The sequence below is a fragment of the Thermoactinomyces mirandus genome (assembly GCF_013868055.1).
In the GTDB taxonomy this organism is placed as follows: domain Bacteria; phylum Bacillota; class Bacilli; order Thermoactinomycetales; family Thermoactinomycetaceae; genus Thermoactinomyces; species Thermoactinomyces mirandus.
This window is the reverse complement of the sequence record NZ_JACEOL010000014.1, coordinates 132,307-145,296: the sequence shown is the minus strand read 5'-3', so window position 1 is coordinate 145,296 and position 12,990 is coordinate 132,307. Positions and strand designations below refer to the sequence as shown.

Genomic DNA, 12,990 nt, shown 5'->3' with positions numbered 1-12,990 from the left:
ATCCAGAGTTTAAAGCTCTTCATGCTTATTTTACAAAGCGTGCAAACAACCCATTGCATAGAAAGCAGTCATTAATTGCTTTATGTTGTAAGCTCATTCGTATTTTGTTCGTACTCGGACGCAAACAAATCCCCTATGATGCGGCAAAGCTCCAAGGAGCTTTGCATCAAGTTCAATTACAGGAAGTAGCTTAATTTCTTTTTTCTCGTTTTCTTTACAAGTATGAAGCGCGGAGAAGCTGAGTCTTATCTTTACCATACGGGCATAGACCCTGCAATGGAGCTTTTTCAGCCTCCACCCCAAGGCAGGTAGAACGAAGGAATTTAGGGACTTGGATCCTGTGAGACATGGGAGGGTAAACTCCTTGGGTCATTGTGGAGATCCACTAGCGCTCACATATTTTTACAAATAGAGGCTTGCCTCTATTTGAGTAAACCCTTAATTCCTTTTCTATACATCTATTCAAAATGTATCCGTTCTAAATGCCTGGTTCATTTTTCAAAATTGGAGAAAACGAGAGATTGAGTGAGAAAAACTTAATTTATTGAGGGAGGTTGTAAATATGGAATGGTATGAGAGTGTCAATGTAGATGCTAAAGTTGCTTACTTATTAACATTAACGGAAAAAATCATGGATAAAACAGAAATTTACAACTGGTATTATCTTGTTAAAAAGGCTATTGACATGTGCTGGGAATGGGTTGAAGAGAAGAAGCACAGTGGGATGATCTTTTATTAACTTTAGATGATGAATTTGATGGGTTAATCCACTTAGATATAGAAGATCCCCAAGCTGAAATATTGATCAGCTATTGTGTAACTGATGCAGTTCTTTATACTTCTTGGCAAGCATATCAATATGAAAAAGTAGAATTTGTTCCACAGCCCGTTGAAATAGTTGATGATGACATGATTGATGAGTTTATGGATAAAGTAAAAGAAGTATATGGATATCAAGAGGAATGGGCCGAGCGATTAAAAATATCTGCTCGAAAATTATCCAACAGGCAGTGATAAGAAAGTCAATCGATCAGAAATTTTATATCAGATTTGAAACGAATAATGAAAAGGCTTGAGGAAATACCTCTGGCCTTTTTAACATCACTTAGAAACAAATATACATATATTGTATTGGAATTAAAGCATTGGGTGGAAATACTTGAGGAAGCGAACGGACAGACTGTCTACACAAGTAACTCGGATTAAAATGGTTGAAACCAAATTTGTCGTCGACCGTGAGTAGAGGAGTAAACCCGGGAGATCGACGACACCGAATATTCTGATAAATGTTCTGGAAACTGGCTTTATTACTGGATTCTTTATTTTTTCGCTCAAAAATAAGGCAGTAAAGAGGAAAATGGGATTATTTGTAGAATGGCTTAGTAACAACACTTTTTGGGGTTTGTATCGTACCTATGAGGAATTGAAACAAAACGTAATTTTGGCTATGAAGGTATTTCCTGAACTTGTTTGTATCGTACCTATGAGGAATTGAAACGACATAAAATGAATTTAAAGCTCTCAAAAACGATTCTAGTTTGTATCGTACCTATGAGGAATTGAAACCAAACATAAAAACTTGAAAGGAGAAGTTGAGAATGGGTTTGTATCGTACCTATGAGGAATTGAAACAAACAAGAAATCATCAAAATAGGGAAGACACTGGGAGTTTGTATCGTACCTATGAGGAATTGAAACTTGTAACGCAGCTATATGAGGTATCTAAGAATCGGGTTTGTATCGTACCTATGAAGAATTGAAACATTCCACTGGAAACGGAAACTCTTGAATCTTGCTAAACAGTTTGTATCGTACCTATAAGGGTTTGCTCATGATCTTCTTTGTACTCCACTGGTGACAACTACGAATGGTTTTTTGTACGAACAAGGCAGACACAGAAAAAAAAACAACTGATTGAGCATGGAGTAAAGGTAATCTGTACTGGCAGCGGACCACGTGTCGATCTGGTAAAAGCAATGAAGCACCTGGCTGAAAACGGAATTCTATCAGTACTGCTTGAGGGAGGTGGAGGACTGAATTGGTCGATGCTTGAAGCTAAGCTTGTAGGGAAAGTGGTTTCCTTTATTGCCCCCAAATTACTCGGCGGCAAGGAAAGTATTACACTGATTTCGGGCCAGGGATTTGAGCGAATGGCTTTGGCTGTTGAACTTGAAAATATTACCGTTGAACGGTTTGGAGAGGATATTTGTATCATCGGATATCCCAAATATTGAATGATCAATAATCAAGAAAACGGGGGTGACTATAACCCCCGTTTCTCTTATCACCATACGTACCATTTGATATAGCTCCACCTAAATCTCTGAATAATGTATTTCTTGCAAACAAACGCTCATCCAAGCCTTTGATATTGGAACCCACAACAAAAACCCTGCCACGTCCATGCAGCAGGGTTCATTCATTCAGATTTTAAGTTCGCCCAATCTTACCAACTCGACCACGGCCTGGGAACGTCCTTTTACATTCAGTTTTTGCATCACATTGCTGATATGGTTTCGAACCGTTTTCTCGCTGATGAAAAGTTGTTGGGCAATCTCCTTTGTAGTTTTGTCTTGCACCAAAAGCTCAAAAACTTCCCTCTCCCGGTTGGTCAACAAGGAGTTGCCTTTACGGTTACTCAAATGATGCCACCCTTCCTTGCTCGAGCACCTGATATACAAGGGTCAGGGACCAGTCAAGTTATTCTATGAGCAGGCTGTACTGATGGTGAGGATTTATGAATCATTTGGGCGAATATCCTGTGTTTTTTGAAGTGCTACTTGACTTTTCTCCCACATCATATTCCCGAGTCCGTTATTCGGTTACGAAATCTTTTCCGTTTTGGGGAAAGCCCGGGCAGCTTATTCCGGAATCCGTACGATTTCTTCCGGGGCAATGGTAAGTGGCTGCAATCCATCTTTGGTAACGAGGTAGGTATTTTCGATTCCGGCAACTCCCCGGCCAGGGAAGGTGAATTTGGGTTCGATGGCGAGTACCATTCCCTCCTGAAGCGGCTGCCGGAATCCCTTGGCCAGTATCGGGAGCTCGTCCATTTCCAGACCGACGCCATGCCCCAGAAATTTGGCCTGGTCGGGGCCATAGCCCATGAAATGGTTGGACAGGCCCGCTTTTTCTGCCATCTCCAGCGACCGCAGATAAAGGGCTTGCCATTCGACACCCGGCTTGCCCATCTGTTCCATTTCCCGGATGATGGAGACAGCCACTTCATAAGCCCGTTCCATTTCCGGGTCCAAATCGCCGATGACCGCCATGCGGGTCTGGTCAATCAGGTAGCCCTCCACGGTGGTGGCAATATCGATCAGAATCGGTTCTCCGGTTTTGAGTGGTTTTGGGCTTGCCCCCTGGGGACTGGCCAGCTGGACCCCCAGGCCGCCTGCCGGTCCATCAAAATAGGTGGGAGTGGCAGCCGCCGAGCCGGAAGCAACCATGCCCAGGCAAAGTTCCTGGTTATAGCCGCGCATACGATAGATCCCGATATTTCCCTTGAGCCGCAGGACATGTTCGATATTGGCGGACAGTTCCAGTTCAGTTTTTCCTTTTTGAAGATAGCCGGGCAGAGAGGCCACGATTTCATTCACATACACGGCCGCTTTTTTGATCTGTTGCAGCTCATATTCCGATTTGATGGCTCTTTGCAGGCGCAACGGGAAAGAAATATCGATGGCTTCCGCTTGCGGAAACATTCCCAGATATCGTGTTGCCAGACCATAAGGCAAAACATCCATCTCTATTGCCAATTTTTTGACTGATCCAAATCTTGTTTCAATTATTCCTCCAAGTTCTCTCATTCTACCCAAGGGCTGAACAGGCAGGATGGTTTCATATTCAGCACGGGTCACACTTTTTTTTACATAAAAACAGGGTTCTCCCGTTTGCGGAACAAAAAGAATTCCGTTTTGCATTGTTCCTGTCAGGTAATATAAATCGACATTTTGCGTGATCAACGCTCCGTCTGCTTCCAATTCCTGAAGCGTAGTCTGAAACCGGGCAATCCTGTTTCTGATCTCATTTTCCGGCACTCTTGGAAGCGTATGCATGCATATCCTTCCTTTCTCTGATTTGATGAATTTCTGCCTCCCTTTCACAACTTTTCAGATTAATCATGCTTCTATATTAAAAGTACCGGAAGCGGCTTTCCACGTCAAACGATCTGGCATAATTGGCCTGTTTCAGTGCAAAACTATGTTTATCACTGTAAAAAAGAAAGGAATTGAGAAATGACGTTACTGGCTGTCATCGTCCTCCTGGTTCTCATTGCGACCATTCTTGGAAAGTCCTCAAAAAAAGAGCAGCGCGTACAACAAGAGGAAATGCAAAAAAAAGATGTGCAACCGAAACAAAAACCGGTAATCCTGATCATGATTGATTCGCTCATGGACACGGTATTGACAGAAACCATTCACAGCGGGAAAACACCGGCTCTTTCGTTTCTGAAGCAAAACGGACAGTATTTTCCACAGGTTGTTTCTTCATTCCCCACCATGTCCGTCTGTATCGAAACAACCCTGCTAACCGGAACTCCTCCCAACCAGCATCACATCTACGGACTTGTCTATTTCCACAAGCAGGAAAAAAGGATAATCAATTTTGGAACCGGTCTTCGGGAAATTCTGACATTCGGTTTAAGAACAGTATTGCGTGACAGTCTCATGCATCTGAACCAAAAAACCATCAGCAGACAAGTAAAAACAATTCATGAAGAAACTGATCAACCGACCGCTTCTATCAATGGTCTGATTTACCGGGGGAAATATGAGCGGAAACTGTTCATTCCGTGGATCGCCAGCATGTTTGGAATTCTTCCCAGACAAATCCCGACCCGGGCGCCGGCATTTTTTTCATTTGCTGCTTTGTCAAGGATTTTTTCAAATACAAAATACACTTCTTTCTGGAGGCGGTTTGGCTTTAACGACTCCTTCACGCGCATGGAACTTTCGTCCCTGATTGAAAACAGAAAGTTGCCTGCTTTTACGATCGCCTATTTTCCTTCCAATGACGATCAGGTACACAAAAAAGGCCCTTCGGAAATCAGTGGAATCATTCAGGCAGACAAGGAACTGCAAAAGATTCTGGATGCGTTTGGATCATGGGAAGAAGCGATCAAAAAAGCTGTCTGGATCATTATGGGAGACAGCGGACAGACCCATATCCTTCCTGACAGGCAGGCGGCTTATATCGATTTGCGCCAAAAACTCCATTCCTACAGGATTATGCCCATCAAACAGCATTCTCCCCGGGAGCAGGATCAGCTGGTATTATGCGTAAACGAGCGAATGGCCTATATTTATATCCTCGATCCGGAGTTGGCGATCGTGGAAGTCGTCAATGCCCTGCAAGAAGAACCCAAACTGGACATCATCTCATGGAAGGAAAAAGATTGGATTTATGTGGTCAGCGGCAACATTCCCGGAGCCAGGTGCCGTTTTCGGAAAAACGGTCCTTTGACCGATGTATACGGGCAAAAATGGGAAATGGAAGGAAATCCGTCGGTACTGGACATTTCCGTCGAATCCGATCGGATGGAGTACGGCATTTTCCCTGATGTTCTGTTTCGATTGTCAGGGGTCATGGATACAGGCGAACGGGTGATTGTGGTTACGGTCGCCCCCGGCTATGAATTAACGGGAGAAAGCTCCCCCACCCATAAAGGCGGTGCCCACGGTTCCCTGCACTACCTTGATTCAAATGTGCCCATGATCGTCTGTGGAACCGATTCACAGCCGAAGACACCGCGCCTCGTCGATCTGAAAGATTGGATCTTGCAGTTAATCTCACCTTGAACAGAAAATTCTCCAACTCTTTGAGACTTCCCACGGCTGAAGCCGTGGGATTCTTGGGTAGTTAACGCCCTCAATTCATTTCTGCTTTGGGCAACTCCCAAGTTAGGGGCTGTCTCATCAGCCCGTCCCATATGGTTCTACAACTCATGTTGCATATACTCACATGGGCGGCGTACCTGCGACCAACGGAAGTACCCGTGGTATTACCAGTACGCTAGTTCCTTTGACACACTCTCATGGTTTTACCCAGCGGGAGAGATTTATTCACCACTGGAAACCCATACCATGACGTACAGGAACAAAACCCACTACCAGTGGGATGAGTACCGCTCATATGTACGATTTTAAAAAAAATTGTTCTCTAAGCAATCCCATAAAGGGATTACCGATCAACGCCGCCTTTCATCCCACGATTGAAACCGTGGGCTTTCAGTCGGCAATTTCTGTAATGAGTCAAGCCTTATTTCACATACAAGTGAGTAAACCCGATCGAAATGGAGAGAGAAACCAAAAATGAATCGTTTGGCAGAACGAGGCGCACGCTGTTCCCTTTCATCTATCATCCTTGAGCACAAGTATCCGGTACTGCCGCCCGAATATCTGTTTATCCTGGAACTGGAACAGGATGAATATTTTCCTTTTCTTGCAGCGGATGAAGTTCCGCTTCTCATCCGTCAGGCCATGCAAAAAGGGCATACGGCTGCAAAGCAATGGGGATGTGAGAAGTCTTTCAGCGGTATGATCAATCTTCTCCTGAAAGAAGGATTAACGGTTCGGTTTAAGGAGGTGCATGGGGAAATTCCCTCCATCCGCGCCGAATATGACCGAAAACAACACCGGATCTCCATTTACCGCAGTTCGGTTTCCCAGATCCGGCAGTTGTTTCAGGACATGAACCTTTCCGTTCCGGATAAAGATCTTTATTTGCTCCATTTAGTTCATGAATGGTTCCATCATTTGGAAGAAACCAAAGTCGGCAGAACCGATTATGCTTTGCCCCGTGCGACAGTTAAACAGAAAGGGCCTTTTGCCCTTCGCAAGCCGTTAAAACGATTGCGGGAAATCGCGGCCCATACCTTTACCCAAAACGCCCTGAATCTGGCCTGGTCCCCTCTGTTGCTGGATTATTTGCTGTTGTACAGGGGCAAGGGGTGGAGCATGGGCCAAATCCGGAAAACATTCAAAAAGGACAAAGAACGGATTCGATCCATGTATGATGTGGAACAAACCGATAATGACTCAGATGATTAGATTGGTCAGACGGCCAATCAGTTTTTATGAGGCAGATGCCAATTGGCACATCATTTGCTAAGATAGAAAGAGAGGTGAAAACTATGGATCGCTGCATATGCCCTAGATTCGAAGAAGCGGTTAAAATTATATCAAAAAAATGGATAGGCCTGATCATCCGGGTCTTAATGGAAAAACCTTGCCGTTTTCGGGATATACGTGAACAAATCCCCTTGATGAGTGAACGGATGCTTGCTGAAAGGCTAAAAGAACTGGAAGCAAACGAGTTGGTGGAGCGGAGGGTTTATCCTGAAACTCCTGTCCGGATTGAGTACGCTCTGACAAAAAAAGGCAAGGCTCTCACTCCCGTGATTGACTCGATTCAGTCCTGGGCCGATGAGTGGATTGAATGCGAAGAAGAAGAACTATGAATCTGTTGAAATGGTTAAAAAGGAACAGTTTATCATATCTTACCAAACTTCCGGAGACTCAGTCATCATCTTTTGGTGATTGAGTTTTTTTAATGAGAAATGTTAAAAAAATAGATATAATAGATATTGTGGTTTTTGTTGCAATTCACAATGCATTTATCTTGTTGCAACTTGTTAGTGCGACTCAATGGCATTTTAATCTTTTAACTGTTCAATCAAATAAAGAAGAAGGGATTTGAATGCAGGCCTTAAAAGAGTCTATTCTGAAACTGATTACGGAAACCTCCACCAATCTGCCCCCCGATGTACGCAAAGCGATCAGAAAGGCCCGGGAAATGGAAAATGCCGGCACCCGTTCTGCGATCGCACTTTCGACCATCGCTCAAAATATTGTGATGGCCGAGGAAAATGTATCGCCCATATGCCAGGATACCGGACTGCCTACTTTTAAAATCAAGGTTCCCGTCCACATCAACCAGCTGGAAATCACCAGGGTAATCCGGGAGGCCATCGCGGAAGCAACCAAAAAAGGTGTCCTGCGCCCTAACTCCGTCGATTCGTTGACCGGTGAAAACAGCGGCAACAACCTGGGAGAAGGAACCCCGGTCATCTCCTTCGAACAATGGGAAAAGGATGAAATCGAGGTTCGCCTGATTCTGAAAGGCGGCGGCTGTGAAAATAAAAACATCCAGTATAGTTTGCCCTGCGAATTGGAAGGTCTGGGCCGGGCCGGACGGGATCTGGACGGTATTCGCAAATGTATTTTGCATTCCGTTTATCAGGCCCAGGGACAGGGATGCAGCGCCGGGTTTATCGGAGTCGGAATCGGCGGTGACCGCACAACCGGCTTTGAATTGGCAAAAAAACAATTGTTCCGCCATGTCGATGATACCAATCCTGATCCAAAACTGGCCGAACTGGAAGAATATATTATGGAAAAAGCAAACACCCTGTCGATTGGCACCATGGGTTTTGGTGGAAATGTCACATTGCTGGGCTGCAAGATCGGTTCCATGAACCGGATTCCGGCCAGCTTTTATGTATCGGTTGCCTATAATTGCTGGGCTTATCGCCGGCAAGGGATAACGATAGATCCCAAAACAGGGGAAATCCTCAACTGGCTGTATACTTCTGAAGAAAAAGTGAATGTACAAATGGACGAAGACAATGCTGCCGCAAAAGACAGGCGGGAAATTGTTCTTCATACCCCTGTCACGGAAGAACAGGTTCGTGATCTGAAAGTCGGGGATATCGTGATTATCAATGGTCCGATTCACACAGGCCGCGACGCCCTGCACAAATATTTGATCGATCACGACGCACCGGTCGATTTGAATGGAAGCATCATCTATCACTGCGGCCCGGTCATGCTCAAGGATGAGGACGGAAATTGGCAGGTAAAAGCAGCGGGACCGACCACCAGCATTCGGGAAGAACCTTATCAGGGCGACATTATCAGGAAGTTTGGCATTCGGGCCGTGATCGGAAAAGGCGGCATGGGACAAAAGACCCTGCAAGCCATGAAAGAACACGGTGCCGTCTACCTGAATGCCATTGGCGGAGCCGCCCAATACTATGCCGACTGCATCACCAGCGTGGATGGAGTGGATTTTCTGGAATTTGGTGTCCCGGAAGCAATGTGGCACATGCAGGTAAAGGGATTTGCCGCAATTGTCACCATGGATGCCCATGGCAACAGCCTGCATGAAGATGTGGACAAAACCTCTTTGGAAAAACTTGCAAAACTGAAAGAGCCGGTTTTCAAATAGTAATTGGAAACACCCTGCCCCGGTGGAGCTGAAGACAATGTTTAGGAAGCATCACAGGTCATCCGGAGCAGGGTGTTTTTCGTTGTAAATGTACCTGCGTCAATAACATAAAGATAGATTATGGTAAGCACTCTACTTTTTTACTGTTCACAGAATGCGCCGTACAGGTTACAATAGGCTTGAGTCACTTTGTTCAGAAGGGATCTTTCCTTTATTTACAACAGGATAAAGGAAACTCAACAGGGCAATTTCTCGTTTCTTTTAGTAAAAAGGGGGATTTCATAACTGATGAAAAACATCAAATTTTGGGGGGTATTTACCCTTGTTATTTTGACAGCTTTTTCCTTAATAGCACCCCTGCAGGTTTCAGCCGATGCTATTGAAGGAGAAACCGTTGTAACCCTGGGTAAAGATCTGACTGGAACCCAACGTGATCAGATCCTGAATGAGATGGGCGTCGATCCCAACGGGAACGCAGTCAAAGTGATTGAGGTGACCAACCAGGAAGAGCACCAATACCTGGGAAGCTACCTGAGTAAAGATGTTATTGGACAAAGGGCCATTTCATCTGCCAAAATCACACTGACTTCATCCAACAAGGGAATTTCCGTCAAAACCAACAATATTACAACGATTACGCCAAGCATGTATGCAAACGCAGCGATCACAGCCGGAATCAAGGATGCGGACATCTATGTTACCGCTCCGTTCAAAGTTTCAGGCACAGCCGGCTTGACCGGAATTATCAAGGCATTTGAAACTGCCACCGGACAAAAAATTGATGAAAACAAAAAGCAGGTAGCCAATGAAGAAATTGTCCGCACACAAGATCTTTCACAACAGATTGGAGATCCGAACAAAGCAGTACAATTTATCAACGAAGTGAAAAAACAGATCTCTGAAGAAAAACCGAAAAACCCTGAAGAGTTCCGCGATATCATTATCAATGTTTCCAACGATTTCAATATTAACCTGAATGAGCAAACGATTAACGAGATGACTCAATTTGCCCAGCATTTCAGTGAACTGGGCATTGATTGGGATCAAATCAGCCAGCAATTTGAAAACCTGCGCGGAGACATCAAAAACATTCTGGATTCTGAAAAAACCCAAGGAATCATTGATACCATTTTCGAATGGTTGGGAGAACTATTCGATTCGATTGGTGAACTCTTTACATCAGCTTCGTCACGGCAATAAAAAAGAACCGCTGGTTCCAAACCCAGCGGTTCTCTTATTTTAAACAGATAACCATTTTTTAAACAAATGTTTTGTTGCTTCCCGATTAGATTTGGCAATCGCTGTAGTCAACGGAATTCCTTTCGGGCAGGCTTGCACACAGTTTTGGGAATTTCCGCACTCCTGCAAGCCTCCCTCATCCAACAGCGCTTCGAGCCGTTCTTCCCTGTTCATCGCTCCGGTTGGATGGGTATTAAACAATTGAACTTGCCCAACGACAAACGGGCCTTTAAAGTTTGATTTTTCATTTACATTCGGGCATGCTTCCAGACAGACCCCGCATGTCATACATCTTGACAGCTCATAGCGCCATTGCCGTTCATTTTCGGAAATACGCGGTCCAGGTCCCAGGTCATGTGTTCCATCAATCGGAATCCACGCTTTGACATGTTTCAGCGCGTTAAACATCCGGCTGCGATCCACAATCAGGTCGCGAATGACAGGAAATGTATTCATCGGCTGAATGCGGATCGGCTGTTCCAGGCTATCTACAAGAGCGGAACAGGCCTGGCGCGGTTTCCCGTTGATCACCATTGAACAAGCCCCGCATACCTCTTCCAGACAGTTGGATTCCCATTGTACTGGAGCCACTTTTTCGCCTTTGCTGTTTACCGGGTTACGTTGGATCTCCATCAATGCGGAGATAATATTCATATTCTTCCGGTAGGGAATTTTAAATTCATCCACATACGGTTTTTGATCCGGTCCATCCTGACGTGTTATGACGAGGTGTATGAATTGTTGTTCACTCATTTTTCGCATTTCCTCCCTTATCCACATCATAACGACGCGGGCGAGGCTTAATCAACGAAACATCAACCGGTTCATATTCAAATTCAGGTCCTTCCGGTGTGTATTTCGCTTTCGTTGTTTTCAACCATTCTTCATCATTTCTGTCCGGGAACTCCGGTTTATAGTGGGCTCCGCGGCTTTCGTTACGTTTATATGCACCTATGGTTATGACACGGGCAAGTTGCAGCATATTCCATAAATGACGGGTAAATGCAACTGCCTGGTTGCTCCACTTGCTGGTATCAATCATATTAATGTTTTTATAGCGTTCCATTAATTCCTGAATCTTTTCATCTGTCTCTTTCAGACGGTCATTATAACGAACAACGGTTACGTTATCGGTCATCCATTCTCCCAATTCTTTATGAATAAGATAGGCATTTTCATTTCCGCTATCCTTTTTCAGGAGGTTTTCGAATTTCTCCTCTTCCACTTTGCGTTGGGCTTCAAAAGCATCTGCAGACATCGATTCAACGCTTTTATCCAATCCATGTATATATTCAAGTGCTTTGGGGCCGGCAACCATTCCACCGTAAATGCTGGAAAGGAGGGAGTTGGCTCCCAAACGGTTCGCTCCGTGGTATTGATATTCACATTCCCCGGCGGCAAACAATCCGGGTATATTGGTCATCTGATTATAGTCAACCCACAAGCCGCCCATCGAATAGTGTACGGCCGGGAAAATTCTCATTGGAACTTTTCTGGGATCTTCGCCTACGAATTTTTCATAGATTTCAATAATACCGCCCAGTTTTACATCCAGTTCATGCGGATCTTTATGGGACAAATCGAGGTAAACCATGTTTTCACCATCGACGCCCAGTTTCATGTCGACAACGACTTTGAAGATGGCACGTGTCGCAATGTCACGCGGAACCAGGTTTCCATAGGCCGGATACCATTCTTCCAGGAAATACCATGGTTTTCCATCTTTATATGTCCAAACCCTTCCTCCCTCACCGCGTGCAGATTCAGACATCAGGCGCAATTTGTCGTCTCCGGGGATGGCGGTCGGGTGAATCTGGATAAACTCACCATTGGCGTAGTAAGCCCCTTGTTGATATACCGAACCGGCAGCTGTCCCTGTATTGATCATCGAGTTGGTCGATTTGCCGAATATGATTCCTGGTCCGCCTGTTGCCAGGATCACCGCATCAGACGGGAACGTAACAATTTCGCTGCTTCTCAGGTTCTGGGCAACAATTCCACGGCAACGTCCTTCGTCGTCCTGGACGATGCGCAGGAATTCCCAATGTTCATATTTCGTGATTTTTCCCTCTACTTCGAATCGACGTACCTGTTCATCCAGAGCATAAAGCAATTGTTGTCCGGTGGTTGCTCCCGCATAAGCGGTACGGTGGTGTTTCGTCCCCCCAAACCGGCGAAAATCGATCAATCCTTCCGGGGTACGGTTAAACGGAACTCCCATCCGATCCATCATGTAAATAATTCCCGGAGCCGCTTCACACATCGCTTTAACCGGCGGCTGGTTGGCCAAAAAGTCTCCGCCGTAAACCGTATCATCAAAGTGTTCCCACGGGGAATCTCCTTCCCCCTTCGTATTTACAGCACCATTGATACCGCCTTGGGCACATACGGAGTGAGAGCGTTTCACAGGAACAATTGAAAACAATTGTACGTTGGCGCCTGCTTCAGCTGCTTTGATAGAGGCCATTAAACCAGCCAAACCACCGCCCACAATAATTATTTTTTCATTCATTGGTCAAG

11 protein-coding genes, 2 pseudogenes and 1 CRISPR repeat array are annotated in these 12,990 nt (G+C 45.1%); of the genes and pseudogenes, 9 read left to right on the top strand and 4 right to left on the bottom strand.

From position 1 onward, the window contains the following. From H2C83_RS17310 to H2C83_RS05220, 3 genes and pseudogenes are all read left to right on the top strand, one after another. Positions 1-194, top strand: a pseudogene (locus tag H2C83_RS17310) (IS110 family transposase); the annotation flags it as partial. A 368-nt stretch (positions 195-562) separates the two neighbouring features. After that, positions 563-1,014 (top strand): annotated as a pseudogene (locus H2C83_RS18715) (Imm6 family immunity protein). 386 nt (positions 1,015-1,400) lie between these two features. Further along, positions 1,401-1,763: a CRISPR direct-repeat array (repeat unit 30 nt; unit sequence GTTTGTATCGTACCTATGAGGAATTGAAAC). 78 nt (positions 1,764-1,841) lie between these two features. Further along, positions 1,842-2,234: a RibD family protein gene (locus H2C83_RS05220; protein ID WP_181738463.1), complete on the top strand. Its 393-nt coding sequence runs from the start codon at positions 1,842-1,844 to the stop codon at positions 2,232-2,234. A 189-nt stretch (positions 2,235-2,423) separates the two neighbouring features. Here H2C83_RS05220 and H2C83_RS05215 read toward each other — a convergent pair whose 3' ends face one another. After that, positions 2,424-2,642, bottom strand: coding sequence for a helix-turn-helix domain-containing protein (locus tag H2C83_RS05215; protein ID WP_181738461.1), 219 nt, complete (start codon positions 2,640-2,642; stop codon positions 2,424-2,426). A 219-nt stretch (positions 2,643-2,861) separates the two neighbouring features. Continuing rightward, positions 2,862-4,058 carry a M24 family metallopeptidase gene (locus tag H2C83_RS05210; protein WP_181738459.1) on the bottom strand — a complete coding sequence of 399 codons (1,197 nt, stop codon included), beginning with the start codon at positions 4,056-4,058 and terminating at the stop codon, positions 2,862-2,864. 180 nt (positions 4,059-4,238) lie between these two features. Here H2C83_RS05210 and H2C83_RS05205 point away from each other — a divergent pair, with 180 nt between their 5' ends. The 6 genes from H2C83_RS05205 (at position 4,239) to H2C83_RS05180 (ending at position 10,431) form a co-directional block, all read left to right on the top strand. Then, the gene (locus tag H2C83_RS05205) at positions 4,239-5,801 is read left to right on the top strand and encodes an alkaline phosphatase family protein (protein ID WP_181738457.1); all 1,563 of its coding nucleotides are present in this window, start codon (positions 4,239-4,241) and stop codon (positions 5,799-5,801) included. 513 nt (positions 5,802-6,314) lie between these two features. Then, positions 6,315-7,052 carry a hypothetical protein gene (locus H2C83_RS05200; protein ID WP_181738454.1) on the top strand — a complete coding sequence of 246 codons (738 nt, stop codon included), beginning with the start codon at positions 6,315-6,317 and terminating at the stop codon, positions 7,050-7,052. A 26-nt stretch (positions 7,053-7,078) separates the two neighbouring features. Next, positions 7,079-7,462: a winged helix-turn-helix transcriptional regulator gene (locus H2C83_RS05195; RefSeq protein ID WP_312853850.1), complete on the top strand. Its 384-nt coding sequence runs from the start codon at positions 7,079-7,081 to the stop codon at positions 7,460-7,462. A gap of 92 nt (positions 7,463-7,554) precedes the next feature. Continuing rightward, entirely contained in the window at positions 7,555-7,701 is a 147-nt protein-coding gene (locus tag H2C83_RS05190; protein ID WP_181738450.1) for a hypothetical protein, read from the top strand. Further along, entirely contained in the window at positions 7,702-9,231 is a 1,530-nt protein-coding gene (locus tag H2C83_RS05185; RefSeq protein WP_181738448.1) for a fumarate hydratase, read from the top strand. It begins immediately after the preceding gene. Positions 9,232-9,519: 288 nt separating this feature from the next. Then, positions 9,520-10,431, top strand: coding sequence for a DUF1002 domain-containing protein (locus H2C83_RS05180; RefSeq protein ID WP_181738445.1), 912 nt, complete (start codon positions 9,520-9,522; stop codon positions 10,429-10,431). A gap of 39 nt (positions 10,432-10,470) precedes the next feature. Here H2C83_RS05180 and sdhB read toward each other — a convergent pair whose 3' ends face one another. Both sdhB and sdhA read right to left on the bottom strand, forming a co-directional pair. Next, positions 10,471-11,223, bottom strand: coding sequence for a succinate dehydrogenase iron-sulfur subunit (gene sdhB, locus H2C83_RS05175; protein WP_181738443.1), 753 nt, complete (start codon positions 11,221-11,223; stop codon positions 10,471-10,473). Beyond that, entirely contained in the window at positions 11,216-12,982 is a 1,767-nt protein-coding gene (gene sdhA / locus H2C83_RS05170) for a succinate dehydrogenase flavoprotein subunit (protein ID WP_181738441.1), read from the bottom strand. The genes sdhB and sdhA overlap by 8 nt, the downstream gene beginning before the upstream one ends. Positions 12,983-12,990 lie beyond the last annotated feature (8 nt).

What these genes read in the sequence shown, in the direction of transcription:
- H2C83_RS05205 (WP_181738457.1), top strand. Translation starts at nt 4,239, where the DNA reads ATGACGTTACTGGCTGTCATCGTCCTCCTGGTTCTCATTGCGACCATT.
- H2C83_RS05200 (WP_181738454.1), top strand. Translation starts at nt 6,315, where the DNA reads ATGAATCGTTTGGCAGAACGAGGCGCACGCTGTTCCCTTTCATCTATC.
- sdhB (WP_181738443.1), bottom strand. Translation starts at nt 11,223, where the DNA reads ATGAGTGAACAACAATTCATACACCTCGTCATAACACGTCAGGATGGA.
- H2C83_RS05195 (WP_312853850.1), top strand. Translation starts at nt 7,079, where the DNA reads ATGAGGCAGATGCCAATTGGCACATCATTTGCTAAGATAGAAAGAGAG.
- H2C83_RS05210 (WP_181738459.1), bottom strand. Translation starts at nt 4,058, where the DNA reads ATGCATACGCTTCCAAGAGTGCCGGAAAATGAGATCAGAAACAGGATT.
- H2C83_RS05180 (WP_181738445.1), top strand. Translation starts at nt 9,520, where the DNA reads ATGAAAAACATCAAATTTTGGGGGGTATTTACCCTTGTTATTTTGACA.
- H2C83_RS05185 (WP_181738448.1), top strand. Translation starts at nt 7,702, where the DNA reads ATGCAGGCCTTAAAAGAGTCTATTCTGAAACTGATTACGGAAACCTCC.
- sdhA (WP_181738441.1), bottom strand. Translation starts at nt 12,982, where the DNA reads ATGAATGAAAAAATAATTATTGTGGGCGGTGGTTTGGCTGGTTTAATG.
- H2C83_RS05190 (WP_181738450.1), top strand. Translation starts at nt 7,555, where the DNA reads ATGAGAAATGTTAAAAAAATAGATATAATAGATATTGTGGTTTTTGTT.